We start from the raw sequence: 23,607 nt of genomic DNA, 5'->3' as shown, positions 1-23,607 counted from the left end.
CGCGAAATTCCGTTCAAAGTTTCTGTTCGGAGGCGCCGCTTGCCCGGGCGTCTCGGATGGTGGTGTCTTGCAGGCGCTGGAACAGCGTCGTCGGGATCGGCAGCGCGCGGCTTTGCATGATCTCGCGGCCCCGGCGTTCGACCGGCTCGTCCGTGCCCAGGTCGGCGAACATCGCGGCGGCCTCGGCCGGGTTGCAGATGCTGACCACGTTGAAGGGCGTGTGACCCAGAACCGGTTTGGTGCCGCGGCGGGCATGTTTGTCATCGGTGACCGGCTGAATGTTCAGCATGCCTTCCCGACCCAGTCCGCCCTGATCGTCGATGGCCATCATCTCGGCCATGCACATCTTGTTTTCCTCGACGCACATGTTCACGGCGCGGTCGAACAGTTCGGGATCGACGCGGGCATAGCGACGCGGGGGCACATTCTCGCTGGGGGTTTCCAGTTGCAGATATTCCTCGCGGGTCAGGGCGGTGTCCCCGTCGCGGGCTTTCTGCACCCATTCCTCGAACCCGGCCTCGTCGGTGGCATGCGCCTTGAAGCGCATCCCCGAAAAGCCCGCGCCCGAGTAATGCGAGGCCAGCCCCTGATATTCGCCCTCGTTGTTGAAGACGCCGTGCAGCTTGGTTTCCATACCGGGCATCGCATAGATCATGCCGGCCATGGCCGGGATGTAGAAGGCGTTCATCACCGAAGACGCGGTCAGGCTGAATTCGACCTCGCGGTTGATCGGCACGGCCAGTTCGTTGACCGTCGCGATCCCCTGTTCGGGATAGATGAACAGCCATTTCCAATCCAGCGCGACGACCTCGACCTTCAAGGGTTCGTGATCTTCGGCGATATCCTGCGATTCGCTCAGGCGGTCCAGCGGTCGGTAGGGATCAAGAAGATGTGTTCCCACCCAGGTCAGCGCGCCAAGGCAGATGATGATCAGCAGCGGGGCCGACCAGATCACCAGTTCGAACTTGGTCGAGTGGTCCCAGTTGGGATCGTAGGTCGCATCGCGGTTCGAGGCGCGGTATTTCCACGCGAACCAGACGGTCAGGGCCATGACCGGGATAATGATGATCAACATCAATCCGGTAGAGGCAATCAGAAGGTCTTTCTGACGCTCGGCAATGTCGCCGGCCGGGGCCAGAACGACGGGCTTGCAGGCGCCCAGAAAAAGAAAAGAGGATGCCAGCGCGATCGCGGTGGGCATTTTCGGCATGTTACGCATGGTTCCCGTGTCCCTGTGTGTAATGACACGCACTGTTCGCTTGGATGGGACGGTTCACTACCCCGGACCACCCCTGACTGGTATAAGACAATTTGCCACAGACATTATGTCACACACTTGCTGTATTGCTCTATCATGGTCGCGGGCGCATACGGTCGCGCCAATTCCACCCGACCGACCGTGACCGTCATCGGCCGATGAAGGAGTCCGCACGAGATGCAGCAGCCTACCACGACCCATTCCGATAAGATGCCCCCCGAGGCCGACCCCTCGGGCCACACGATTTCGCCCTCGGACATCGCCGTCGGCGTCATCATCGGGCGCACGTCCGAATTTTTCGATTTCTTCGTCTTTGCAATCGCGACGGTGATCGTCTTCCCGCTGCGCTATTTTCCGTTTCTGGATCCGCTGAACGCGACGCTGTGGTCCTTTGCGATCTTCTCGCTGGCCTTTGTCGCGCGCCCCTTCGGGACCGCGATCTTCACCGTGATCGACCGCCGCTATGGCAAGGGCGTCAAGATGACGCTGGCACTGCTGTTGCTGGGCACTTCGACCGTGGCGATGGGTCTGGTGCCGTCCTATGACAGCATCGGGGATTATGCGATCTTGGTCCTGTGCCTGCTGCGGATCGGTCAGGGTCTTGCGCTTGGCGGCGCATGGGACGGCCTGCCGTCGCTGTTGGCACTAAGTGCGCCCGAAGATCGCCGCCGGTTCTACGTCATGGTGCCGCAACTGGGCGCGCCGCTTGGCCTGATCGTGGCCAGCCTGTTGTTCGCCTATCTGGTCCAGAACCTGTCCGAGGCCGATTTCCTTGACTGGGGCTGGCGCTATCCTTTCTTCGTGGCCTTCGCGATCAACGTCGTGGCGCTGTTCGCGCGGCTGCGGATCGTGGTGACGCCGGAATATGCCCGCATGTTCCAGCAACGCGAGCTGGAGCCGACGAAGCTGCGCGATGTGGCCAAGATCGACGGCAAGACCATCCTTGTCGGCGCCTTCGTGCCCCTGGCCAGCTTTGCACTGTTCCACATGGTGACGGTGTTTCCGCTGTCCTGGGTGTTCCTGTACACCGATGAAAGCCTGACCCAGTTCCTGGTGATCGAGGCCGTGGCCGCCGCCTTTGGCCTTGCCGCGATCGTGCTGTCGGGCGTGCTGGCGGACCTGATCGGGCATCGCAAGCTGCTGTTCCGGGGCGCGATCGCGATTGCCGTCTTCAGCATCTTCGCGCCGCTTCTGCTGGCGGGTCGCGGTTTTGGCGAAGCGGTCTACATGATCGGCGGCTTCATCATCCTGGGCATCAGCTTTGGTCAGTCTTCTGGTGCCGTCGCCTCGCTGTTTGAAAGCCGCTATCGCTATACCGGTTCGGCGGTGGTCTCCGATCTGGCATGGCTGTTCGGCGCAGGCTTCGCGCCGCTGGCCGCATTGGCGCTGTCGGCCTATCTGGGGCTGTTCGCGTCGGGGCTGTACCTTCTGTCGGGCGCGATCTGCACCATTCTGGCACTGCATTTCGCGCGCAAGCTGGAATTCGGCAAGTCGCTGTAAGGCGGGCATAACTGCCTAAAGAACAGGGGCGGCATCTTCGGATGCCGCCTTTTCTTCATCATCTGCATAATTTCCTTTTTTTTCCGTTCCTGCCGTTCCAGATTGATCGCGAGACTCAGGCAGGGAGGATTCGATGAATCCCAACACACTCGAAAATCACTGGATGCCCTTCACGGCGAACCGGGATTTCAAATCGGACCCGCGGATGGTCGTCGCCGCCGAGGGGATGTATTACACGTCGGAAGACGGGCGGCAGATCCTTGACGGCACCGCCGGCCTGTGGTGCGCCAATGCGGGCCACAGCCATCCGCTGATCGTCGAGGCGGTGACCAACACGATCAAGACGCTGGATTTCGCGCCGATGTTCAATTTCGGCCACCCCGAGGCGTTTCGTCTTGCCGCGACCCTGGCCGAGACATTTCCCAACCCGCTGAACCGCATCTTCTTCGGCAACTCGGGGTCCGAGGCGGTCGATAGCGCGCTGAAGATCGCGCTGGCCTATCACAAGGCGCGCGGCAAGGGCGGCAAGACCCGCTTCATCGGGCGCGAGCGTGGCTATCACGGCGTTGGCTTTGGCGGCATCTCGGTGGGCGGCATCGTTGCCAACCGCAAGCAGTTCAACACCCATCTTCCTGGCGTCGACCACATGCGCCACACGCATGACCCGGCCCGTAACAGCTTTACCCGTGGCCCGGTGCCGCATGGGGTCGAACTGGCCGAGGATCTGGAACGTCTGGTCGCGCTGCACGGTGCGGAAACCATCGCCGCCGTGATCGTCGAACCGATGGCAGGCTCGACCGGTATCCTGCCGCCGCCGGTCGGTTATCTTGAACGTCTGCGCGAAATCGCGACCAAGCACGACATCCTGCTGATCTTTGATGAGGTGATCTCGGGCTTTGGCCGTCTGGGCACCCCGATGGCCGCGCATTACTTTGGCGTGACGCCGGACATGATCACCTTTGCCAAGGGCGTCACCAGCGGGGCGATCCCCATGGGCGGCGTCGCGGCGGCTGATTTCATCTATGACGCGGTGGTCGAGAATTCGGAAACCCCGATCGAGCTGTTCCACGGCTATACCTACTCGGCCCACCCGGTCGCGGTGGCGGCGGCGCTGGCGACCCAGCGTGCCTATGCCGAGGATGGGATGTTCGAAAACGCCGCCAGCCTTGAAACCGTCTGGGGCGATGCGCTGCACAGCCTGAAGGGCGCACCGAACGTGGCCGATATCCGCACGATCGGCCTTGTCGGCGGCATCGAACTGGCCAGCCGCGACGGCAAACCCGGTGCGCGGGCCTATGAGGCGATGAAACGCGCCTGGGCCAAGGGCCTGATGATCCGCGTGACGGGCGATATCATTGCGCTGTCGCCCCCACTGATCATCAACGAATCCCAGATCGGGACCATCGCGGACACGCTGAAAGAGGTTCTGGCGGAAACCGCCTGATCCACGGCCCCGGGCCCGACCGGTCCGGGGCATCCCCCGCCTGCGGGTGACATGTGCCGCCCGGCTGGCTAGGTTGGGCGGCAGTTCCGCTTTGAAGACGCATGGCCGTGACCGATCCTGTCCAACGCATCCTGACATCGGCCCCGCCGCGGGCGAGTTCTTTCATCGTCACGATTTATGGCGATGTGGTCGAACCGCGCGGCAGCGTGCTGTGGATGGGCACGCTGATCGAATGCTGCGCCCGCCACGGGATCAGCGAAAGCCTTGTCCGGACCGCCGTATCGCGTCTGGTCGCGGCAGGGCGTTTGCAGGGCGAGCGGATCGGGAGGCGCAGTTTCTATCGCCTGTCCGCTGCGGCGCAGACCGAATTTCGGCAGGCCGGTCAGATCCTGTTCTCCCCGCCCTCGCTGCCTGCCGACTGGGCGATTGCGCTGTCGGGCGATCCATTGCCCGGTTGGGTTGCCTTCGGCAGCGGGGCGATTGCGCCCTTTCGCGCGGGTCTCGTGCTGCCGGCGGGGCCGGTTCTGCGGGCGGCGACGATATCGGGGGCGAATGATCTGCCCGGTTTCGCGGCGGGGCATTGGCCGCTGGCCGAGGTCGCGCAGGGCTATCGCGGATTTCTGGACCGCTTCGGCGGGCTGACACCGCAGCGGACACAGGGCCTGGCCGATGCGGACGCCCTGGCGCTGCGTCTGCGACTGATCGATGAATACCGCCATGCCGCCCTTGCCGACCCGCGCCTGCCGCAAGACGCGACCCCGGTCGACTGGCCTGCGGCGCAGGCGCATGATCTGTTTCGCGACCTGTATCTGCGCCTGTCCGCAGGCGCGGATCGCTGCGTCGGTCACAGCTTTGCCGATTCTGTCGGCCCCTTGCCCGAGGCGACGCCGGAAACCCGCGCGCGGATGAAAGCCCTGTCCCGCTGAAAACTGCAAGGCTTTGCTTTCCGGTCATTTTCATGCCTTCCGAAAAAGCATCACGCGATTCATCAAAAATTGTCTTTGCGAGTGATGTTTTGATCCGTATATTGGTGACCGAGCGGTCGATGAATGATCGACCATCGACCGGAGGAGAGCTTTATGACCGACGCATTCATCTGTGACGCATTGCGGACCCCGATCGGGCGCTATGGCGGGGCGCTGTCCTCGGTTCGGGCGGATGATCTGGCGGCGATCCCGTTGCGGGCGCTGGTCGCGCGGAATGCCTCGGTCGATTGGGCGGCGGTCGATGACGTGATCCTTGGCTGTGCCAATCAGGCAGGCGAGGATAATCGCAATGTCGCGCGCATGGCGGGTCTGCTGGCCGGGTTGCCTATCGAGGTGCCGGGCACGACGATCAACCGCCTGTGCGGGTCGGGGATGGACGCCATCGGCATGGCCGCCCGCGCGATCCGGTCGGGTGACGGCGATCTGATGCTGGCAGGTGGCGTCGAAAGCATGAGCCGCGCCCCCTTTGTCATGGCCAAGGCGACCAGCGCCTTTTCACGCAATGCCGAGACGTATGACACCACCATCGGGTGGCGTTTCGTGAACCCCCGGATGAAGCGCGAATTCGGCACCGATTCCATGCCCGAAACCGCCGACAATGTCGCGTCGGACTACAACATCAGTCGCGAAGATCAGGACGCTTTTGCTGCGCGCAGTCAGGCCCGGTGGGCCGCTGCGCAGGAGTCGGGCTTTTTCACCGATGAGATTGCGCCGGTCACCATCCCGCAGCGCAAGGGTGATCCGGTGGTGATCGACACCGACGAACATCCCCGTCCCGGCACCGGAATCGAACAACTTGCCAAGCTGCGTGGGGTCAACGGACCCGATCTGACGGTCACGGCGGGCAATGCCTCGGGCGTGAATGACGGCGCGGCGGGCGTGATCGTGGCGTCCGAGGCGGCGGCGCGGACGCATGGGCTGACCCCGCAGGCGCGGGTCGTGGCGATGGCGGCTGCCGGCGTGTCGCCGCGGATCATGGGCATCGGGCCGGTTCCGGCCACGCGCAAGGTTCTGGCGCGGGCGGGGCTGACGCTGGACCAGATGGATGTGATAGAATTGAACGAGGCCTTTGCCGCGCAGGGCCTGGCGGTGCTGCGCGATCTGGGTCTGCCCGATGACGCGCCGCATGTGAATGCGAATGGCGGGGCGATCGCGATGGGGCATCCGCTTGGCATGTCGGGGGCGCGTCTGGTGATGACCGCGACCCGTCAGCTGCAACGGAACGGCGGTCGCTATGCGCTGTGCACGATGTGCGTCGGCGTCGGGCAAGGGATCGCGATGATCCTTGAACGGGTCTGACAGGAGGCAGGACCATGTATGCACAGATGGTAAAGTCGGAAGGCATGAAATCGGCCGACGAAATGTCGCCCGAGGAACGCGCCTTTCAGGAACGCATCGACCGCAATGAAAAGATCGAGCCCAAGGAATGGATGCCTGAAGGCTATCGCAAGACGCTGATCCGCCAGATCGGCCAGCACGCGCATAGCGAAATCGTGGGCCAGCTGCCCGAAGGCAACTGGATCACCCGTGCGCCGACGCTGGAACGCAAGGCGATCCTGCTGGCGAAGGTCCAGGACGAGGCCGGCCACGGCCTATATCTGTACAGTGCCGCCGAGACGCTTGGCGTCAGCCGCGATGAGCTGTTCGAAAAGCTGCATTCCGGGGCGATGAAATACAGCAGCATCTTCAACTATCCCACGCTGACCTGGGCCGATATGGGCGCGGTCGGCTGGCTGGTCGACGGTGCCGCGATCATGAACCAGGTGCCGTTGCAGCGCACCAGCTATGGCCCCTATAGCCGCGCGATGATCCGCATCTGCAAGGAAGAAAGCTTCCACCAGCGGCAGGGCTACGCGATCATGATGAAGATGGCCGAAGGCACGCCCGAGCAGAAGGAAATGGCGCAGGACGCGCTGAACCGCTTCTGGTATCCGGCGCTGATGATGTTCGGCCCGTCCGACAAGGACTCGGTCCATTCCGCGCAGTCGATGGCGTGGAAGATCAAGATGAACACCAACGACGAGCTGCGCCAGAAATTCGTCGATGAAACGGTGCCGCAGGCGGAATATCTGGGCCTGACCGTGCCCGACGAAACCCTGCGCTGGAACGATGAACGCGGCCATTACGATTTCGCCGAGCCCGACTGGGAAGAGTTCTTCGAGGTGATCAAGGGCAACGGTCCCTGCAACCGCGAGCGGCTGGAAGCCCGCCGCACCGCCTGGGACAACGGCCAGTGGTTCCGCGACGGGCTGAGCGCCTATGCCGACAAATCCGCCGCGCGCCGCCGTGCCGCGACCGTTGCCGCCGAATAAGGAAGGAAGCTACCGATGTCCAAAAAGGAATGGCCGCTGTGGGAAATCTTCATTCGCGGACAGCATGGTCTGAACCATCGCCATGTCGGCAGCCTGCATGCCCCCGATGCGGAAATGGCGATCAACAACGCGCGTGATGTCTATACCCGCCGCAAGGAGGGCGTCTCGATCTGGGTGGTCAGATCGGCCGAGATCACCGCCTCGGCCCCATCCGACAAGGGGCCGCTGTTCGACCCGGCGGAAAGCAAGGTCTATCGGCACCCGACCTTCTTCGACATCCCGGACGAAGTGGGGCATATGTGATGCCGTCGCTGCCCGATATGACCACGCCCGATGTGGTGGCGCTGGCCGAAAGCGCCGCTGCCGCGCAGAGCCACGACCCGCATGTGCAGGACGTGGATCTGAAGCCCGCCTTCTTCGACTGGCTGTGCCGCATGGGTGACAACACCCTGATACTGGGGCATCGCATTTCGGAATGGTGCGGCCACGGTCCCGCGCTGGAAGAAGACATCGCGCTGGCGAACACGGCGCTGGATCTGATCGGTCACACGCAGATGTGGTTGGGTCTTGCGGCCGAGGTTCAGAGCGAGGGGCGCACTGCCGACGATCTGGCCTTTCTTCGCGATGCGATGAAGTTCCGCAACCTGCAACTGGCCGAGTTGCCCAATGGCGACATGGCGGTCACCCTGATGCGCGAATTCCTGTTCGATGCGTGGCATTTCCACATGCTGACGGCGCTGACCCGCTCTGCCAGCCCGCGCGTGGCTGAAATCGCGGCCAAGGCGCTGAAAGAGGTCAGCTATCACCTGGAACGCAGCTCGGATCTGGTGGTGCGGCTGGGCGACGGGACCCAGGAAAGCCACGCCCGGATGCAGGAGGCGCTGGACCGGCTGTGGCCCTATTCCGGCGAGATGTTCGTTGCCGATGCCGTGGATGATGCCGTCGCCAATGCGGGGATCGCGCCGGTGCTGGCCGATCTGCAACCGGCATGGCAACAGACCGTCGAAGAGGTTCTGGCCGAGGCCACGCTGACCCGACCCGAAGGGCGCGCGGATGTCCATCGCGGTGGCAAGCAGGGGCGCCACACCGAGCATCTGGGCTATATCCTTGCGCAGATGCAGTTCCTGCAACGCGCCTATCCGGGCGCCAGCTGGTAACGGGCCGCGCCATGTCCACACCAAGCGATGCGCAGATCTGGGACTGGCTGGCCGAGGTGCCGGATCCCGAAATACCGGTCGTCTCGGTCACCGATCTGGGGATCGTGCGCGATATCCGCTGGGATGGCGACACGCTGGTCGTTGCGGTCACGCCGACCTATTCCGGCTGTCCCGCAACGGCGGTGATCGATCTGGCGATCGAAAGCCATCTTCGCGATCGCGGGATCGGCGATCTGCGGCTGGAACGTCGGCTGTCACCGCCCTGGACCACAGATTGGGTCACGCAAGAGGGCCGCGACAAGCTGCGCGCCTATGGGATCGCGCCGCCCGTCGATGGCACCGCATCCGACGGGGGCACGGCGGCACGGGCGGCGCGGCTGGCCGGGCGGTCAAATCTGGTGATCGCCTGCCCGCGCTGCGGGTCGGGCAATACCGAACGGGTCAGCCAGTTCGGCTCGACCCCGTGCAAGGCCAGCTATCGCTGCAAGGACTGCCTGGAGCCGTTCGACTATTTCAAATGCCACTAGGGCCGGCTGCCCTGGTTCTGTCCGGAGGAGGTCAGAGATGCCACGTTTTCACCCCTTGGAAGTGACCGAGGTCCGGCGAGAGACCCGCGATGCCGTGGTCGTTACGCTGAAGCCGCAGGATGCCGGGGCTTTTGCCTTTACCCAGGGCCAGTACCTGACCTTTCGCCGCGAGTTCGACGGTGAGGAACTGCGCCGGTCCTATTCGATTTGCGCCGGACTGGACGAGGGTTGCCTGCGGGTCGGGATCAAGCGGGTCGATGGCGGCGCCTTTTCGACTTGGGCGAACGAGGAACTGAAACCCGGCGACATGCTGGAGGCGATGACCCCGCAAGGCCGGTTCTTCACCGCGCTGGATCCTGCGACCGCGAAAAGCTATCTGGGATTTGCGGGTGGGTCCGGGATCACGCCGGTCCTGTCGATCATCAAGACCGTGCTGTCGCGCGAACCGGCATCCACCTTCACGCTGGTCTATGCCAACCGGCAGGTCGGTTCGATCATGTTCCGCGAGGAACTTGAGGATCTGAAGAACACCTATCTGGGCCGGTTCTCGGTCGTTCATATCCTTGAAAGCGAGGGGCAGGAGATCGACCTGTTCACCGGACGCATCGACGCCGACAAGATGGAGATGCTGTTTCGCATGTGGATCGACGCCGAGACCGTCGATACCGCATTTATCTGCGGCCCCGAGCCGATGATGCTGACCATCGCCGACAGCCTGCGCAAACATGGCCTCAGCGACGATCAGATCAAGTTCGAACTGTTCGCATCCTCTCAGCCCGGTCGGGCTAAGAAACGCGCGGTGTCGCAGCAGGCCGTCAATGCCGCCAACAGCTGCGAGGTGTCGGTCACGCTGGACGGTGCCACGCGCAGCTTCCGGATGCCGAAGGACGGAACCTCGGTTCTGGATGCGGCCATCGATCACGATATGGACGCGCCCTATTCCTGCAAGGCCGGAGTCTGTTCGACCTGTCGCGCAAAGGTTCTGGAAGGCGAGGTCGAGATGGAGGTGAACCACGCGCTGGAGGATTACGAGGTCCGCGCCGGTTACGTCCTGTCCTGTCAATGTATCCCGCTGTCGGACAAACTGGTGCTCAGCTATGACGAATGATGCCGCAGCCATGCCCATCGCCGAGTATCTGGCCCAGGGGGGCAAGCTGACCTCGCCCGAAAATGTGCCGCCGCGTTATCGCGGCGAGTTGCTGCGGCTGATGTCTTCCTTTGTGGACAGCGAGCTGGCCGGATCGGCCGGTTTTGCCGCGGCGATCAACTGGGCGCCGGGCATCAAGGAACGCATCGCCGCCAGCCGGATCACGCTGGAAAAGGCCGATCATGCGGAACGCGTTCTGGATCTGATGCAGGGCTTTGGCACCGACAAGGCGCTGTATAATCAGGCGCATGACTGGGCTGCCCGCGTGTCGCGCGATGACCGTATCGACCCGCGCCGGCAGGGTGGCGACATGCGATTGTCGGTGTTTTATTATCCCCTGACCGGCTGGACCGATGCGGTGGTGATGAATGTGCTGATGGGCATGGCCACGCTGCATGCCCTGACCGAGATGCAGCGCAGTTCCTATCAGCCGCTGGCCGAGGTGATGCGCGACCTGTTGCCGCGCGAACGGCGTCACATGGAACTGGGCCAGGAGGGGTTGGAGCGGCTGGCCCGCAGCGACCGCGACGGTGTCAGGGCGTCGGTTGCCTATTGGATGCCGCGCGTGGCCGAAACCTTTGGTCCGGCGCAATCCGAACGCTTTGAAAAACAGCGCGGCATGGGCTTGCGCCATACCGATAACGAGACATTGCGCCAAAGCTGGCGCGCCCAGGCGGGGTCGGTTCTGACCGCGCTGGGACTGGACTAGGGAAAGGACAGCACATGCTGGATACGGGACGCACCGCGCGGCGGCTGGAAAGCTTTGTGCAGGGCGCTTGGCGCGCAGGAAATGGCGAGGGCAAGCCCCTTGCCCATGCGGCCACGGGCGAAACCCACGCGCTGATTTCCTCTGACGGGATCGATTTCGCCGCGGCGCTGGCTTGGGGCCGCGAGGTCGGAGGCGCGGGCCTGCGTCGTCTGACCATCCATGAACGTGCGCTGATGCTGAAGGAAATCGGCCTGCGCCTGATGGACATGAAGGATGAGTTCCACGTCGAAAGCCTGGCGACCGGCGCCACGCCCAAGGATGCGTGGCCCGATATCGACGGCGGCATCGGCACGATGCTGACCTTTGCGTCGAAGGCGCGGCGCGAATTGCCGAATGCCAAGGTGCTGACCGAAGGCCCGGTCGAAGGGCTGTCCCGCGATGGCAGCTTTGTCGCCCAGCACATCCTGACGCCGCTGCGCGGGGTCGCGATCCATATCAACGCCTTCAATTTCCCGGTCTGGGGGATGCTGGAAAAGATCGCGCCGGCCCTGATCGCGGGGATGCCCTGCATCGTGAAACCCGCCTCGCAGACGGCCTATGTGACCGAGCTTGTCGTGCGCCGGATGCTGCAGATGAACATCCTGCCCGAAGGTGCGCTGCAACTGATCTGCGGCGGGGTCGGCGATCTGCTGGATCATGTCACCGGGCAGGATGTCGTGACCTTCACCGGTTCGGCCAGCACCGGGCAAAAGCTGCGGACCCATCCGGCGATCGTCGCGAACTCGACCCGTTTCACGATGGAGGCCGACAGCCTGAACGCCGCCGTGCTTGGCCCGGATGCGACCCCCGACACGCCGGAATTCGATCTGTTCGTCAAAGAGGTCGCGCGCGAGATGACCTCGAAGGCGGGGCAGAAATGTACCGCGATCCGCCGGGTTCTGGTGCCGCGCGACCATCAGGACGCGCTGATCGCGGCATTGTCTGAACGGTTGGCGAAGACCGCCATCGGTCTGCCCGATGACAAGAACGCACGGATGGGGGCGCTGGCCTCCTGCGGGGATCGCGACGATGTCCGCGCCAAGATCGCCGCCATCGCGGCCGAAGCGTCCATCGTCTTTGGGGATCCGGGCAAGGTTCAGGTGATTTCGGGCGATGCAGACAAGGGCGCCTTCATGTCCCCGGTGCTTTTGCACTGCGCCGACCCGATGACCGCCACCGCCCCGCATGAGATCGAGGCCTTCGGCCCGGTCGCCACCATCATGCCCTATGACAGCATCGATCAGGCGGTCGAACTGGCGCAGAAGGGCAGGGGGTCGCTTGTCTCATCGGTCTTTACCAATGATCCCGACATTGCCGCGCAGATGGTTCTGGGCATGGCGTGTTTCCATGGTCGCGTGATGATCGGCAACCGCGACAGCGCCAAGACCTCGACCGGGCATGGTTCGCCCCTGGCACCGCTGGTTCATGGCGGTCCGGGGCGTGCCGGTGGCGGCGAGGAAATGGGTGGCATGCGCGGGGTCAAGCATTTCATGCAGCGCACCGCCGTTCAGGGCACGCCGCGCCTGCTGTCGGCGGTGACCGGGCAATGGACCGATGGAGCCCCGGCACGTGCCGATCAGCACCCGTTCCGCAAATCCCTAGCCGAACTGCGGATCGGCGATCAGATCGTGACCGAGGCGCGTGAGATCACCGAGGAGGATGTCGAACATTTCGCCCATTTCACCGGCGACACGTTCTATGCCCATATGGACAGCGACGCCGCCAAGGCAAACCCGTTCTTCGAGGACCGCGTGGCCCATGGCTATCTGATCGCGTCCTTCGCGGCGGGCCTGTTCGTGCAGCCCGATCCCGGCCCGGTTCTGGCCAATTACGGTGTGGACAACATGCGCTTTCTGACGCCGGTCTATTTCGGCGACAGCCTGCGGGTGCGGCTGACCTGCAAGGATATCAACCCGCGCGAGAATGCCGTCTATGGCGAGGTGCGCTGGGATTGCCGGGTCAGCAACCAGAAGGATGAGGTGGTTGCCCAATATGACGTTCTGACCATGGTCGCCAAGACCTGGCCGGTGGCCCAGGCATGAGCGTCTGGTCCTGGGACGGGGTGGTGCCGGTCGTCGATCCGACGGCCTTCGTCCATCCCGACGCGGTCCTGATCGGTGACGTGATCATCGGCCCCGGCTGTTATGTCGGGGCGGGGGCCGTGCTGCGCGGCGATTTCGGGCGGATCACCCTGTGCGCGGGCTCGAATTTTCAGGAAACCTGCGTGGCCCATGCCTTTCCGGGCAAGGACGTGCTGGTCGAGGAACTGGGCCATATCGGCCATGGCGCGGTGCTGCATGGATGCCGCGTCGGGCGCAATGCGATGGTCGGGATGAACGCGGTCGTCATGGACGAGGCGGTGATCGGCGAAAACTCGATCCTTGGGGCCGCGGCATTCGTCAAGGCGGGCGCGCAGATCCCGCCCGACAGCATGGCCGTGGGATCGCCCGCCAAGGTGATCCGCCAACTGTCCGCGGAAGAGATCGACTGGAAACGGCGCGGAACCGGCGTCTATCAGCAACTGGCAATCGAGGCACCGGCCAAGCTTGCGCCCGCGCAGCCCCTTCGCGCACCGGAACCTGACCGGCGACGGGTGAAGGCGCCCGAATATGACCCGCTGGTTCTGGAACGCCGCGGTTTCAGCGAACGGCCTTGACCCCTTCAAGGATCAGCGTGGTGGCGACCTGGGCATAATCCTCGCGACTGACCGGGCCGCCATCGCGGAACCACATATAGACCCAGTTCATCATGCCGAACAGCGACATGGTCACCGGCATCAGCAAAGGCCGTTCGGGGCGGTCCAGTTCGGGGTGGATGTCGCGGATGATGGCGGAAAAGCGTTTGACGATCCGGCGTTCAACCTGGTGGATGCGGGCCTTCTGATCGTCTGACAGCGCAGGGCCGGCATTCAGCTGAACCTTGTGCTGATCATCCGCGCCACGATAGGATTCAAGCACCGTCAGAACCAGCGTTTCCAACTGTCCGCGCGGGGTCAGGGCGGGGTCGATCGCCGCCCCCAGCGCGTCGTCCAGTTCCTCCAGATGGGTGTGGATGATCGCGAAGATCAGCGCATCCTTGGACGGATAATAGTGATACAGCAGCGATTTCGACACGCCGGCCTCGGCCGCGATCTGCGACATCGACGCCTTGTCCATCCCCTGCGTCGCGAAGACATGCGCAGCCGTCAGCAACAGCTGATGCTGCTTTTCCTCGAAATCCTCTGCGCGCGTCCGTGCCATGGGCGAGGCTGCTCCTTTGTCATGCGGTCCGGGGGTCGGGCTGCGACCTCTTATCCCCGGACCGCGATCTGTTCCAGTCGTGCCCGGTCTTACTTGGGGCGGTTGTCCAGCAGGCGCTTGGCCTTGCCTTCCGAGCGCGCGATCCGGTCGGGGTCATGCACCTCGATCCTGGTCGAGATCCCGACCACCGACTTGATGTGATGCGCCAGTTCCCTGGCCGAGGCGGTGCGTGCCTCGGATGCTGCGCGCGCGGCGGTGCATTCGACATGGACGGTCATCACGTCCATCCGGTCCTTGCGGGTCAGTTCGATCTGGAAATGCGGCGCAAGCCCGGCGCATTTCAGGATCTGTTCCTCGATCTGGGTGGGGAACACGTTGACGCCGCGCAGGATGATCATGTCATCGCAGCGCCCGGTGATCTTTTCGATCCGGCGCATCGAGCGGGCCGTGCCCGGCAGGATCCGCGTCAGATCGCGTGTGCGATAGCGGACCATCGGCAGACCTTCCTTGGTCAGCGTGGTAAAGACCAGTTCGCCCATCTGGCCGTCGGGCAGAACCTCGCCCGTCTGCGGGTCGATGATTTCCGGGTAGAAGTGGTCTTCCCAGACATGCAGCCCGTCCTTGGTTTCGACGCATTCATTGGCGACGCCGGGACCCATCACCTCGCTGAGGCCATAGATATCGACCGCATGCATGTTGAACGCCTGTTCGATTTCCTCGCGCATGGCGTTGGTCCAGGGTTCGGCCCCGAAGATGCCGACCTCGATCGAGCTTTCGCGCGGGTCCAGTCCCTGGCGCCGGAACTCGTCCAGGATCGACAACATGTAGGACGGCGTCACCATGATGATGCGCGGCTTGAAATCGGTGATCAGCGTCACCTGCCGTTCGGTCATCCCGCCCGAGATGGGGACCACGGTGCAGCCCAGCTTTTCGGCCCCGTAATGCGCCCCCAGCCCGCCGGTGAACAGGCCATAGCCATAGGCGATATGGGCGATGTCGCCCCTGCGACCGCCGCTTGCCCGGATCGAGCGGGCGACCATCGCGGCCCAGTTGTCGATATCGTTTCTGGTATAGCCCACCACCGTCGGCTTGCCCGTCGTTCCCGACGAGGCATGGATGCGGATCAGCCGATCGCGCGGAACCGCGAACATCCCGAACGGATAGGTGTCGCGCAGATCCTGCTTCATCGTGAAGGGAAACTTCGCCAGATCGGCCAGCGTCCTGAAATCGTCGGGATGGGCGCCTGCCTGATCAAAACGCTGGCGATAGAAGGGCGAGTTTTCATAGGCATGGCGCAAGGACCATGCCATGCGCTGTTGTTGCAGGGCGGTGATCTCGTCGCGGCTGGCGACCTCGATCGGGTCCAGGATATCGGTGCTTGGGGTCAGGTCTTTCATCAGGCTCCTCCCTGAGATGTCTGTCATCTGTCGCTGCCCTGGGGCAGGAATGTGCCGGTGACGGTGCGCGAATGGCCGCGGAATTCGACGATCACGGTGCCGTCCTCGCGGGTGATCTGCACGTCATAGATGCCCGAGCGACCCCTGCGCGTCACCTCGCGCGCGGTTGCCGTCAGGCGGTCCCCCAGCGCGCCGGGGGCCAGATAGGTCACCGAGCAATGCTGCCCGACGGTGCGCTGGTTGTAAGTGTTGCAGGCAAAGGCAAAGGCGCTGTCGGCCAGCGTGAACAGATAGCCGCCATGCGCATTGCCGTGGCCATTGGTCATCTGGTCGGTCAGCGTCATTTCCAGTGTCGCGTGGCCGGGCGCGATATGGATCAGCTTCATCCCCAACCGTTGCGACGCGCTGTCATCGTTCCACATCACTTCGGCGCAGGCTTCGGCCAGCTCTTGCGGGGTCATCCGGGCGGCGTCGCGCATCTTAACGTCCCTTGAACTGCGCCGGGCGCTTTTCCAGAAAGGCGGTCACGCCTTCGGCGTAATCGTCGCTGTGACCTGCGGCGCGCTGGCAATCGCGTTCGCGGTCAAGGTGGCTGTCCAGATCGCTGGTGGCCGCGTCCTGTATCAGTTGCTTGGTCAGGCCAAGCCCAAGGGTTGGCCCGGCTGCCAGCTTTCCGGCCAACGCGGTTGCCTGCGGCATCAGATCCTCGTCGGGAACGGCCTGCCAGATCAGCCCCCAATCGGCGGCGGTTTCCGCGCTCAGGGGTTCGGCGGTCAGCGCCAGCGCCTTGGCCCGCGCCTCGCCGATCAGGCGGGGCAGGGACCAGCTGCCACCGGCATCCGGAACCAGCCCGATTTTTGAAAACGCCTGAATGAACCGCGCCGATCTGGCCGCGATGACGATGTCGCAGGCCAGCGCGATATTCGCGCCCGCGCCCGCCGCGACGCCGTTCACCGCACAGATGACTGGCTTGTTCAGCGACCGAATCAGGCGGATGGTGGGGTTGTAATAGCTGTCCAGCGTGCGGCCCAGATCGGGCTTGTCACCGCCCTTGCGCGGATCGCGGTCGCCAAGATCCTGCCCCGCGCAAAAGCCGCGCCCGGCACCGGTCAGCAGCAGCGCGCGAATCGCGACATCCTGATGCGCCCGGTCCAGTTGGGCGCGCAATGCCTGATGCATCTCTTCGTTGAAGGAATTCAGCTTGTCGGTCCGGTTCAGCGTCAGTTTCAGCACGCCCGATTCAACGGCCGCGAGAACGGTTTGCGATGTCGTCATATGATCCTCCGCGGCCCCCCTCCGCGGGGCCTTGCAAGAATAACTGTTGCATAAACCGTCCGGTCGGTCAATGATATCGGCAAGGGGGTGGAGAGGAGCCGGATCAACCGGACCGCGCCCTGAAAACCGGGTTCATTCTTGGGAGGTTGGATATGAAACTCGCGATTCGGACGACCCTTGGCATTCTGGCGGCAGGCGTCGCCCTACCCATCGCCGCGCAGGCTGAAATCAGGCTGGGGGCCAGCGTTTCGGCCACCGGCCCTGCCGCGTTCCTGGGCGATCCCGAGGCCAAGACCATCGAGATGATGGTCGAGGAAATCAACGCAGCCGGCGGCATCAATGGCGAGGAAATCGCCCTGACGCTGTATGATGACGGAGGCGATCCGAACAAGGCCCGCACCTTTGCCACCCGCCTTGTCGAGGATGACGAGGTCGTGGCGATCATCGGCGGTTCGACCACCGGCACCACCATGTCCATTCTGGACGTGGCCGAGGATGAGGGCATTCCGTTCATCTCGCTGGCGGGGGCGATCTCGATCGTCGATCCGGTGCGCGACTATGTGTTCAAGACCCCGCATACCGACCGCATGGCCTGCGAAAAGATCTTTGCCGACATGATCGCGCAGGGGATCACGAAGGTCGGCATGATTTCGGGCACCGACGGTTTCGGCGCGTCGATGCAGGCGCAATGTTCGGACGTGGCCGGCGCGCAGGGGGTCGAGATCGTCGCGGACGAGACCTATGGCCCGCAGGATGCCGACATGACACCGCAGCTGACGCGCATCCGCAATACCGAGGGTGTGCAGGCGGTGCTGAATCCGGGCTTTGGTCAGGGTCCGGCCATCGTGACCCGCAACTTTGCCCAGCTTGGCTTCGACATCCCGCTGTATCAAAGTCACGGTGTCGCGTCGGATGCCTTCATCGAACTGGCCGGGGCCGACGCCGCCGAAGGCGTGCGGCTGCCGGGCACCGCGCTGCTGATCGGCGATCTGCTGGCCGAGGACGACCCCCAATACAAGGTCGTCACCGAATATGCGGCTGCCTATCAGGCGAAATACGATCAGGCCCCGTCGACCTTTGCGGGCTATGCCCATGATGCGGTGGCGCTGATGGTCGATGCGATCACCCGCGCGGGCGAGGCCGATCCCGATGCCATCCGTGACGCGCTGGAGGAAACCCAGGGCTTTGTCGGCACCACCGGCACCTACAGCTTTTCGCCAAAGGATCATCTGGGTCTGGATCTGACCGCGTTCCGGATGCTGCAAATCACCGATGGCGGCTGGAAACAGCTGGACTGATCGACAACGCGCCGGCCGGATGTCCGGCCGGCCCGCCCCTGACCTTCAGGAGAGGCCATGGACGCCCTGTTGCAATTCATCTTTTCCGGCATGACCGTCGGCGCGGTCTACGCGCTGGTCGCGCTGGGATTCACGATTATCTACAACGCCTCGGATGTGGTGAATTTCGCGCAAGGCGAATTCGTCATGTTGGGCGGCATGATCACGGTTTTCGCCCATCAGGCGGGACTGCCGCTGCCCTTGGCGGCGGTGCTGGCGATCCTGGCGACCGCTGCCCTTGGGGTGGCGCTAAACAAGCTGGCGATCGAACCCGCGCGCGGCGCCCCGGTCGTTTCGCTGATCATCATCACCATCGGTGCCTCGATCCTGATCCGGGGCGCGACACAGCTGATCTTCGACAAGCAGCTGCACCGCTTTCCGTCCTTTTCGGGCGATGATCCGATCCGGGTGATGGGCGCGACGATCCTGCCGCAAAGCCTGTGGGTGATCGGCGGCGCGGTCGCGGTCTTTGTCGCGCTGTGGCTGTTCTTTACCCGCACCCTGACCGGCAAGGCCGTGCTGGCCACCGCCAACAACCGCGTCGCGGCGCAACTGGTCGGGATCAATACCGGCTGGGTGATGACCCTGTCCTTTGGCCTGTCGGCGGCCATCGGTGCGCTGGCCGGGGTTCTGGTCACGCCGATCACGCTGGTCAGCTATGATGTCGGGGTCGCCTTGGCGCTGAAAGGCTTTGCCGCCGCCATGCTCGGTGGCATGGGCAACCCCAAGGGCGCATTGCTGGGCGGGCTGTTGTTGGGCCTGCTAGAGGCGCTGACGGCGGGTTATCTCAGTTCGCAATACAAGGACGCGGTTGCCTTCATCGTCATCCTTGGGGTTCTGTTCGTGATGCCGCAAGGCATCTTCGGGCACAAATCGACGGAGCGTGTATGATGACCGCCCGTGGAAAATGGACGCAACTGGCCGTCCTGGCATTGGTGATTGCGCTGCTGCCGCTGTTCTTCCCTTCGGGCTATTACTACCGCGTCGGCGCGCTGATCTTCGTGAACGCGCTGTCGGTGGTGGGGCTGGTGATCCTGATCGGATATGCGGGGCAGATCAGTCTGGGCCATGCCGGTTTCGCCGGGATCGGTGCCTATGCCTGCGCGCTGGCGCCTGAACATCTGGGCTTGCATCCGGGACTGGCGGTCATCCTGGGCGCCGTGGTTTCGGGGATCATGGCGCTGCTGATCGGGCGACCGATCCTGCGGCTGAAGGGATATTATCTGGCGGTCGCGACGCTGGGGTTCGGCATTCTGGTGTCGATGGTGTTGACCAATGAACGTGCGCTGACCGGCGGTCCGGACGGGATGTCGGTCGAGGATCTGGGCCTGCGCGCCCTGTTGCGCGATCTGGGATGGCGGCTGTCGGGTGGCGAATTCTGGTATGGGGTCAGCGGATTCGTCCTGCTGATCGGGGCGTGGCTGGCGCTGAACCTGTTTGACAGTCCGACGGGCCGCGCCATGCGCGCGCTGCACGGGTCCGAGGTCGCGGCCTCGACCGTCGGGGTGGATGTGGCGCGGCAAAAGCTGCGGGCCTTTGTGATCTCGGCTGTCTATGCCTCGGTCGCGGGATCGCTGCTGGCCTTGCAGAACGGCTATATCACGCCCGATGTCGCGGGCTTCATGCACTCGATCGAGATGGTGACCATGGCCGTTCTGGGCGGCGTCGGATCGGTGCTGGGCGCCACCCTGGGCGCCGCGATCCTGACCTTGCTGCCGCAGGTGCTGACCGTTTTCGCCGAATATGAACAACTGGTGCTGGGTGCGGTGATGATCGTGGTGATGATCTTCCTGCCGCAGGGGCTGTTGCCCTCGATCGCGCGCCGCATCCGGGGGAGGGGGGAATGAGCCTTCTGAACGTCACCGGGCTGGGCATCACCTTCGGCGGGCTGAAAGCCGTCGATGATGTCAGCTTTGCCGTCAAACCGGGCGAGATCGTGTCCGTGATCGGGCCGAATGGTGCGGGCAAGACCACGCTTTTCAACATGATTTCGGGTGTCTACATGCCCGGTCGCGGCAAGGTCGAACTGGATGGGCAGGACGTCACCGGCACGCCGCCGCATCTGTTGGCGCGGATGGGATTGTCGCGCACTTTCCAGAACCTGCAGATCTTTCAGGACATGACTGTCCTGGACAATGTCCTTGCGGGCTATCACCTTCAGGAAAGCGGCTCGATCCTGGCGGATCTGCTGTCCTTGCCCGGAATGCATCGCCGCGCGGCGAAGGCGCGGGACGGGGCGATGGGCTTGCTGACCCGCGTGCGACTGGACAAGGCGGCGTCGCAAGAGGCCGGCAGCCTGTCCTATGGGGCGCTGAAACGCCTGGAAATCGCCCGTGCCCTGGCCTTGAACACGCGTATCCTGCTGCTGGACGAACCTGCCGCCGGCTGCAACGCCGTCGAAACCGAGGAAATCGACCACCTGATCGCGGAACTGGCCGCGTCGGGCATCGCGATCCTGCTGGTCGAACATGACATGAAACTGGTTATGCGCATCTCGAACCATATCGTGGTGCTGGATCATGGCGAAAAGATCGCCGAGGGCGACCCCGCCACGGTCAGCCGCGATCCGCAGGTGATCGCCGCCTATCTGGGTGCCGAGGAAACGGAGGCCGCCGATGCTGACGGTTGAGGGGCTGCGGTCGCGTTATGGCCGGATCGAGGTGCTGCATGGGCTGGATCTGCAGGTTGATTCCGGTGAGATCGTTACCGTTGTCGGGGCCAACGGCGCGGGCAAGACCACGCTGCTGAAATGCCTGTCGGGAACCCAGCCGGTCAGTGACGGCAAGATCACCTTCCGGGGCGACAATCTGGGCGTCGTGCCCGCGCACGGACGGCTGAAACGGGGGCTGGCGCAATCGCCCGAAGGGCGTCAGATCTTCACCAACCTGTCGGTCGAGGAAAACCTGCGACTGGGCGCGTTCCTGTTCACGGATACGCGGGTCGATCAGGACATGGCCGAGGCCTTTGCCATGTTTCCGATCCTGAAGGAAAAGCGCAATCTGGCGGCGGGCGGCCTGTCGGGTGGGCAGCAACAGATGCTTGCCATCGCACGCGCCCTGATGGGGCGGCCGAAATGCCTGCTGCTGGATGAACCGTCGATGGGTCTGGCACCCTTGCTGGTTGCCCAGATCTTCGAGGTGGTGACCAGCCTGCGCACGCGGGGCGTGACCGTGCTGCTGGTCGAACAGAATGCCTTTGGCGCGTTGAAGATCGCCGACCGGGGCTATGTCATGGAAACGGGGCGGATCACGATCGAGGGGGCGGCCGACGAACTGATCGCCGACCCACGGATCCGCGAAGCCTATCTGGGACTTTGAAATGCAGATAATTCAGCAGCATATGGACGGCGATATTGCCGTCCTGACCGTGGACAACCCGCCAGTGAACGCGATCTCGGCGCAGATGCGGCAGGAATTGTGGCAGGCCGTCGACCGGCTGGATGCCGATCCAGCGGTGCGCGCGGTGCTGCTGACATGCGCGGGCCGCACCTTTATCGCGGGGGCCGATGTGCGCGAGTTCGGCCAGCCCCCGGTCGAGCCGCATCTGCCTGATCTGGTGGACCGTATCGAGCGGGCCGAAAAGCCCTGGGTCGCAGCCATTCACGGATCCGCCCTGGGCGGGGGGCTGGAAATCGCGATGGGCTGCCGGTTCCGCGTGGCGGCGCCGGACGCGAAATTGGGATTGCCCGAGGTCAATCTGGGCATCATTCCGGGGGCCTCGGGGACGGTGCGGACGCCGCGTCTGATCGGGGCCGAGGCCGCGATCGGTCTGGTCACATCGGGCAGGCCATGGCGGGCGCAGCAGGCGCTGACCGCAGGTCTGATCGACGCCGTCGTCGAAGGCGATCTGCCCGAGGGTGCGGTGAAATTTGCCCGCGCTGCGCTGTCGGCCGAACTGCCTCTGCCGGTATCGGTCAGACCCGTGGCGCCATTGGATGCGGCGGTCTGGGACCGCGCGGCCGCGGCATTCGCCGGGCCGGGTCAGCAGGCGCAGGCGCGGGCGGTCGAGTCGCTGCGCTATGCGACGGAACATCCCTTCGACAGTGCGATGCGGAATGAGCGCCGGATCTTCGTTGCATTACGTGACAGCGATCAGGCCGCGGCGCTGCGCCATGTGTTCTTTGCCGAACGCGCGGCACCGCGTCCGCCCGAACTGAAAGGCGTAACCCCGCGCGGCGTTGCCCGCGTCGGTATCGTCGGCGGGGGCACGATGGGTGCGGGCATTGCCGTTGCCTGTCGCAATGCCGGGGTGCCGGTGGTGATGGTCGAACGCGATGACGAGGCCGCCGCACGGGGGGTGTCCAATATCCGCGCCATCCTTGCGGGCAGCGTCAAGCGCGGAAAACTGACCGAGGCGCAGATGGCCGACCGCCTGGCGGGGGTCGAGGCGAGTGCCGATTATGCGCGGCTGGCCCCCTGCGATCTGGTGATCGAGGCCGTCTTTGAAGAGATCGGCGTCAAGCAGGCGGTTTTTGCCGAACTGGCCCGTGTCTGCCGGGCGGATGCGGTTCTGGCGACCAACACCTCGTATCTGGATCCGCGCCGGATCTTTGAGGGTGTGCCGGGGCAGGATCGCTGTGTCGGGCTGCATTTCTTCAGCCCTGCCCATATCATGAAACTGCTGGAGATCGTCCCGACGCCCGATACGGCGCCGGACGTGCTGGCGACGGCCTTTGCGCTGGCGGGGCGTCTGGGCAAGATGCCGGTGCGGGCCGGGATCTGTGAAGGCTTCATCGGCAACCGGATCTTCAAACGCTATCGCGCCGAGGCCGAGAAGCTGTTGGTCGAGGGCCATGAGGTCCAGCAGGTCGACGCCGCCGCCCGTGACTTTGGCTTTCGCATGGGGCCGTTCGAGGCGCAGGACCTGAGTGGGCTGGACATTGCGTTCCTGCAGCGGGAAGGGCTGCGCGCCGAGGGTCAGGACGTGCCCGACACGCTGAGCGACCGGCTGGTTCGCGCTGGCCGCAAGGGTCAGAAGACCGCAGGCGGCTGGTATGACTATGCCAAGGGCGATCGGACACCCAGACCCTCGGCCGCGGCGCAGGAGGTGCTGGCACCTCATATCGCGGGTGCGGGCGGGCTGTCGTCGGCGCAGATCGCGGCACGTCTGGTCGATGCAATGGCGGATGAGGGCCGGAAGATCCTGGCCGAGGGGATCGCCAGCCGCGCTTCGGACATCGATCTGGTTGAAATTCACGGTTATGGCTTTCCGCGCTGGACCGGCGGGCCGATGTTTGCCGCCGCCCGGTCGCGCTGATTGCGTCCCGCGGCCGCCGGGGGG

The 23,607-nt window shown here is 64.2% G+C and carries 23 protein-coding genes; 18 read left to right on the top strand and 5 right to left on the bottom strand.

The features are described 5' to 3' along the window. Nucleotides 1-13: 13 nt before the first annotated feature. Nucleotides 14-1,201 carry a ubiquinol oxidase subunit II gene (gene cyoA, locus BMX67_RS13490; protein ID WP_245739453.1) on the bottom strand — a complete coding sequence of 396 codons (1,188 nt, stop codon included), beginning with the start codon at nucleotides 1,199-1,201 and terminating at the stop codon, nucleotides 14-16. 234 nt (nucleotides 1,202-1,435) lie between these two features. On the opposite strand from cyoA, the gene BMX67_RS13485 reads away from it, so the two are divergent. The 12 genes from BMX67_RS13485 to BMX67_RS13430 all read left to right on the top strand — a co-directional run bounded on the left by BMX67_RS13485 (nucleotide 1,436) and on the right by BMX67_RS13430 (nucleotide 13,735). Next, the gene (locus BMX67_RS13485) at nucleotides 1,436-2,758 is read left to right on the top strand and encodes an MFS transporter (RefSeq protein ID WP_090735952.1); all 1,323 of its coding nucleotides are present in this window, start codon (nucleotides 1,436-1,438) and stop codon (nucleotides 2,756-2,758) included. Nucleotides 2,759-2,891: 133 nt separating this feature from the next. Further along, nucleotides 2,892-4,202 carry an omega-aminotransferase AptA gene (gene aptA, locus BMX67_RS13480; RefSeq protein ID WP_090735950.1) on the top strand — a complete coding sequence of 437 codons (1,311 nt, stop codon included), beginning with the start codon at nucleotides 2,892-2,894 and terminating at the stop codon, nucleotides 4,200-4,202. Nucleotides 4,203-4,309: 107 nt separating this feature from the next. Continuing rightward, complete coding sequence (locus BMX67_RS13475) at nucleotides 4,310-5,128, top strand: PaaX family transcriptional regulator (RefSeq protein WP_175479906.1); 819 nt, start codon at nucleotides 4,310-4,312, stop codon at nucleotides 5,126-5,128. 153 nt (nucleotides 5,129-5,281) lie between these two features. Continuing rightward, nucleotides 5,282-6,487, top strand: a complete 1,206-nt coding sequence (pcaF, locus tag BMX67_RS13470) for a 3-oxoadipyl-CoA thiolase (protein WP_090735944.1) — start codon at nucleotides 5,282-5,284, stop codon at nucleotides 6,485-6,487. Between the two features lie 14 nt (nucleotides 6,488-6,501). Further along, nucleotides 6,502-7,500 carry a 1,2-phenylacetyl-CoA epoxidase subunit PaaA gene (gene paaA / locus BMX67_RS13465; protein WP_090735941.1) on the top strand — a complete coding sequence of 333 codons (999 nt, stop codon included), beginning with the start codon at nucleotides 6,502-6,504 and terminating at the stop codon, nucleotides 7,498-7,500. 15 nt (nucleotides 7,501-7,515) lie between these two features. After that, nucleotides 7,516-7,803, top strand: coding sequence for a 1,2-phenylacetyl-CoA epoxidase subunit PaaB (paaB, locus tag BMX67_RS13460; protein WP_090735939.1), 288 nt, complete (start codon nucleotides 7,516-7,518; stop codon nucleotides 7,801-7,803). Next, nucleotides 7,803-8,657 (top strand): 1,2-phenylacetyl-CoA epoxidase subunit PaaC, encoded by an 855-nt coding sequence (paaC, locus tag BMX67_RS13455; RefSeq protein ID WP_090735936.1) that lies wholly within the window; start codon nucleotides 7,803-7,805, stop codon nucleotides 8,655-8,657. Before paaB ends, paaC begins: the two co-directional genes overlap by 1 nt. A gap of 11 nt (nucleotides 8,658-8,668) precedes the next feature. Next, a complete protein-coding gene (gene paaD, locus BMX67_RS13450) occupies nucleotides 8,669-9,184 on the top strand; it encodes a 1,2-phenylacetyl-CoA epoxidase subunit PaaD (protein ID WP_090735934.1) in 516 nt (171 codons plus the stop codon). Between the two features lie 37 nt (nucleotides 9,185-9,221). Then, the gene (gene paaE, locus BMX67_RS13445) at nucleotides 9,222-10,292 is read left to right on the top strand and encodes a 1,2-phenylacetyl-CoA epoxidase subunit PaaE (RefSeq protein WP_090735931.1); all 1,071 of its coding nucleotides are present in this window, start codon (nucleotides 9,222-9,224) and stop codon (nucleotides 10,290-10,292) included. After that, nucleotides 10,282-11,040, top strand: a complete 759-nt coding sequence (locus BMX67_RS13440; protein WP_090735929.1) for a Phenylacetic acid catabolic protein — start codon at nucleotides 10,282-10,284, stop codon at nucleotides 11,038-11,040. Before paaE ends, BMX67_RS13440 begins: the two co-directional genes overlap by 11 nt. Nucleotides 11,041-11,054: 14 nt before the next feature. Further along, entirely contained in the window at nucleotides 11,055-13,121 is a 2,067-nt protein-coding gene (gene paaZ, locus BMX67_RS13435) for a phenylacetic acid degradation bifunctional protein PaaZ (RefSeq protein ID WP_090735926.1), read from the top strand. Continuing rightward, on the top strand, nucleotides 13,118-13,735 hold the full coding sequence (locus BMX67_RS13430; protein WP_090735923.1) for an acyltransferase: 618 nt from the start codon (nucleotides 13,118-13,120) through the stop codon (nucleotides 13,733-13,735). The genes paaZ and BMX67_RS13430 overlap by 4 nt, the downstream gene beginning before the upstream one ends. Here BMX67_RS13430 and BMX67_RS13425 read toward each other — a convergent pair. From BMX67_RS13425 to paaG, 4 genes are all read right to left on the bottom strand, one after another. Continuing rightward, nucleotides 13,719-14,318, bottom strand: coding sequence for a TetR/AcrR family transcriptional regulator (locus BMX67_RS13425; protein ID WP_090735921.1), 600 nt, complete (start codon nucleotides 14,316-14,318; stop codon nucleotides 13,719-13,721). The two genes, BMX67_RS13430 and BMX67_RS13425, sit on opposite strands and share 17 nt — an antisense overlap. Nucleotides 14,319-14,407: 89 nt before the next feature. After that, a complete protein-coding gene (paaK, locus tag BMX67_RS13420) occupies nucleotides 14,408-15,715 on the bottom strand; it encodes a phenylacetate--CoA ligase PaaK (protein ID WP_090735919.1) in 1,308 nt (435 codons plus the stop codon). A 23-nt stretch (nucleotides 15,716-15,738) separates the two neighbouring features. Then, complete coding sequence (gene paaI / locus BMX67_RS13415) at nucleotides 15,739-16,176, bottom strand: hydroxyphenylacetyl-CoA thioesterase PaaI (protein ID WP_090736113.1); 438 nt, start codon at nucleotides 16,174-16,176, stop codon at nucleotides 15,739-15,741. A 19-nt stretch (nucleotides 16,177-16,195) separates the two neighbouring features. Continuing rightward, nucleotides 16,196-16,990, bottom strand: coding sequence for a 2-(1,2-epoxy-1,2-dihydrophenyl)acetyl-CoA isomerase PaaG (gene paaG, locus BMX67_RS13410; RefSeq protein ID WP_090735916.1), 795 nt, complete (start codon nucleotides 16,988-16,990; stop codon nucleotides 16,196-16,198). A gap of 152 nt (nucleotides 16,991-17,142) precedes the next feature. Between paaG and BMX67_RS13405 the strand changes: the two genes are divergently transcribed. From BMX67_RS13405 to BMX67_RS13380, 6 genes are read left to right on the top strand one after another with little or no spacing between them, the layout of a single operon-like run. After that, the gene (locus BMX67_RS13405) at nucleotides 17,143-18,288 is read left to right on the top strand and encodes an ABC transporter substrate-binding protein (RefSeq protein WP_090735915.1); all 1,146 of its coding nucleotides are present in this window, start codon (nucleotides 17,143-17,145) and stop codon (nucleotides 18,286-18,288) included. A 57-nt stretch (nucleotides 18,289-18,345) separates the two neighbouring features. Beyond that, the gene (locus tag BMX67_RS13400) at nucleotides 18,346-19,218 is read left to right on the top strand and encodes a branched-chain amino acid ABC transporter permease (RefSeq protein ID WP_090735912.1); all 873 of its coding nucleotides are present in this window, start codon (nucleotides 18,346-18,348) and stop codon (nucleotides 19,216-19,218) included. Beyond that, the gene (locus BMX67_RS13395) at nucleotides 19,218-20,174 is read left to right on the top strand and encodes a branched-chain amino acid ABC transporter permease (RefSeq protein WP_090736110.1); all 957 of its coding nucleotides are present in this window, start codon (nucleotides 19,218-19,220) and stop codon (nucleotides 20,172-20,174) included. Before BMX67_RS13400 ends, BMX67_RS13395 begins: the two co-directional genes overlap by 1 nt. After that, the gene (locus BMX67_RS13390) at nucleotides 20,171-20,956 is read left to right on the top strand and encodes an ABC transporter ATP-binding protein (RefSeq protein WP_090735909.1); all 786 of its coding nucleotides are present in this window, start codon (nucleotides 20,171-20,173) and stop codon (nucleotides 20,954-20,956) included. The genes BMX67_RS13395 and BMX67_RS13390 overlap by 4 nt, the downstream gene beginning before the upstream one ends. Next, nucleotides 20,943-21,644: an ABC transporter ATP-binding protein gene (locus tag BMX67_RS13385; protein ID WP_090735906.1), complete on the top strand. Its 702-nt coding sequence runs from the start codon at nucleotides 20,943-20,945 to the stop codon at nucleotides 21,642-21,644. The genes BMX67_RS13390 and BMX67_RS13385 overlap by 14 nt, the downstream gene beginning before the upstream one ends. A 1-nt stretch (nucleotide 21,645) precedes the next feature. Continuing rightward, complete coding sequence (locus tag BMX67_RS13380) at nucleotides 21,646-23,583, top strand: 3-hydroxyacyl-CoA dehydrogenase NAD-binding domain-containing protein (protein ID WP_090735904.1); 1,938 nt, start codon at nucleotides 21,646-21,648, stop codon at nucleotides 23,581-23,583. The last annotated feature ends 24 nt before the right edge of the window (nucleotides 23,584-23,607 follow it).

It is taken from the genome of Paracoccus homiensis (genome assembly GCF_900111675.1).
GTDB lineage: Bacteria > Pseudomonadota > Alphaproteobacteria > Rhodobacterales > Rhodobacteraceae > Paracoccus > Paracoccus homiensis.
The sequence above is the reverse complement of the archived record's forward strand: the minus strand, read 5'-3'. Positions and strand labels throughout refer to the sequence as shown.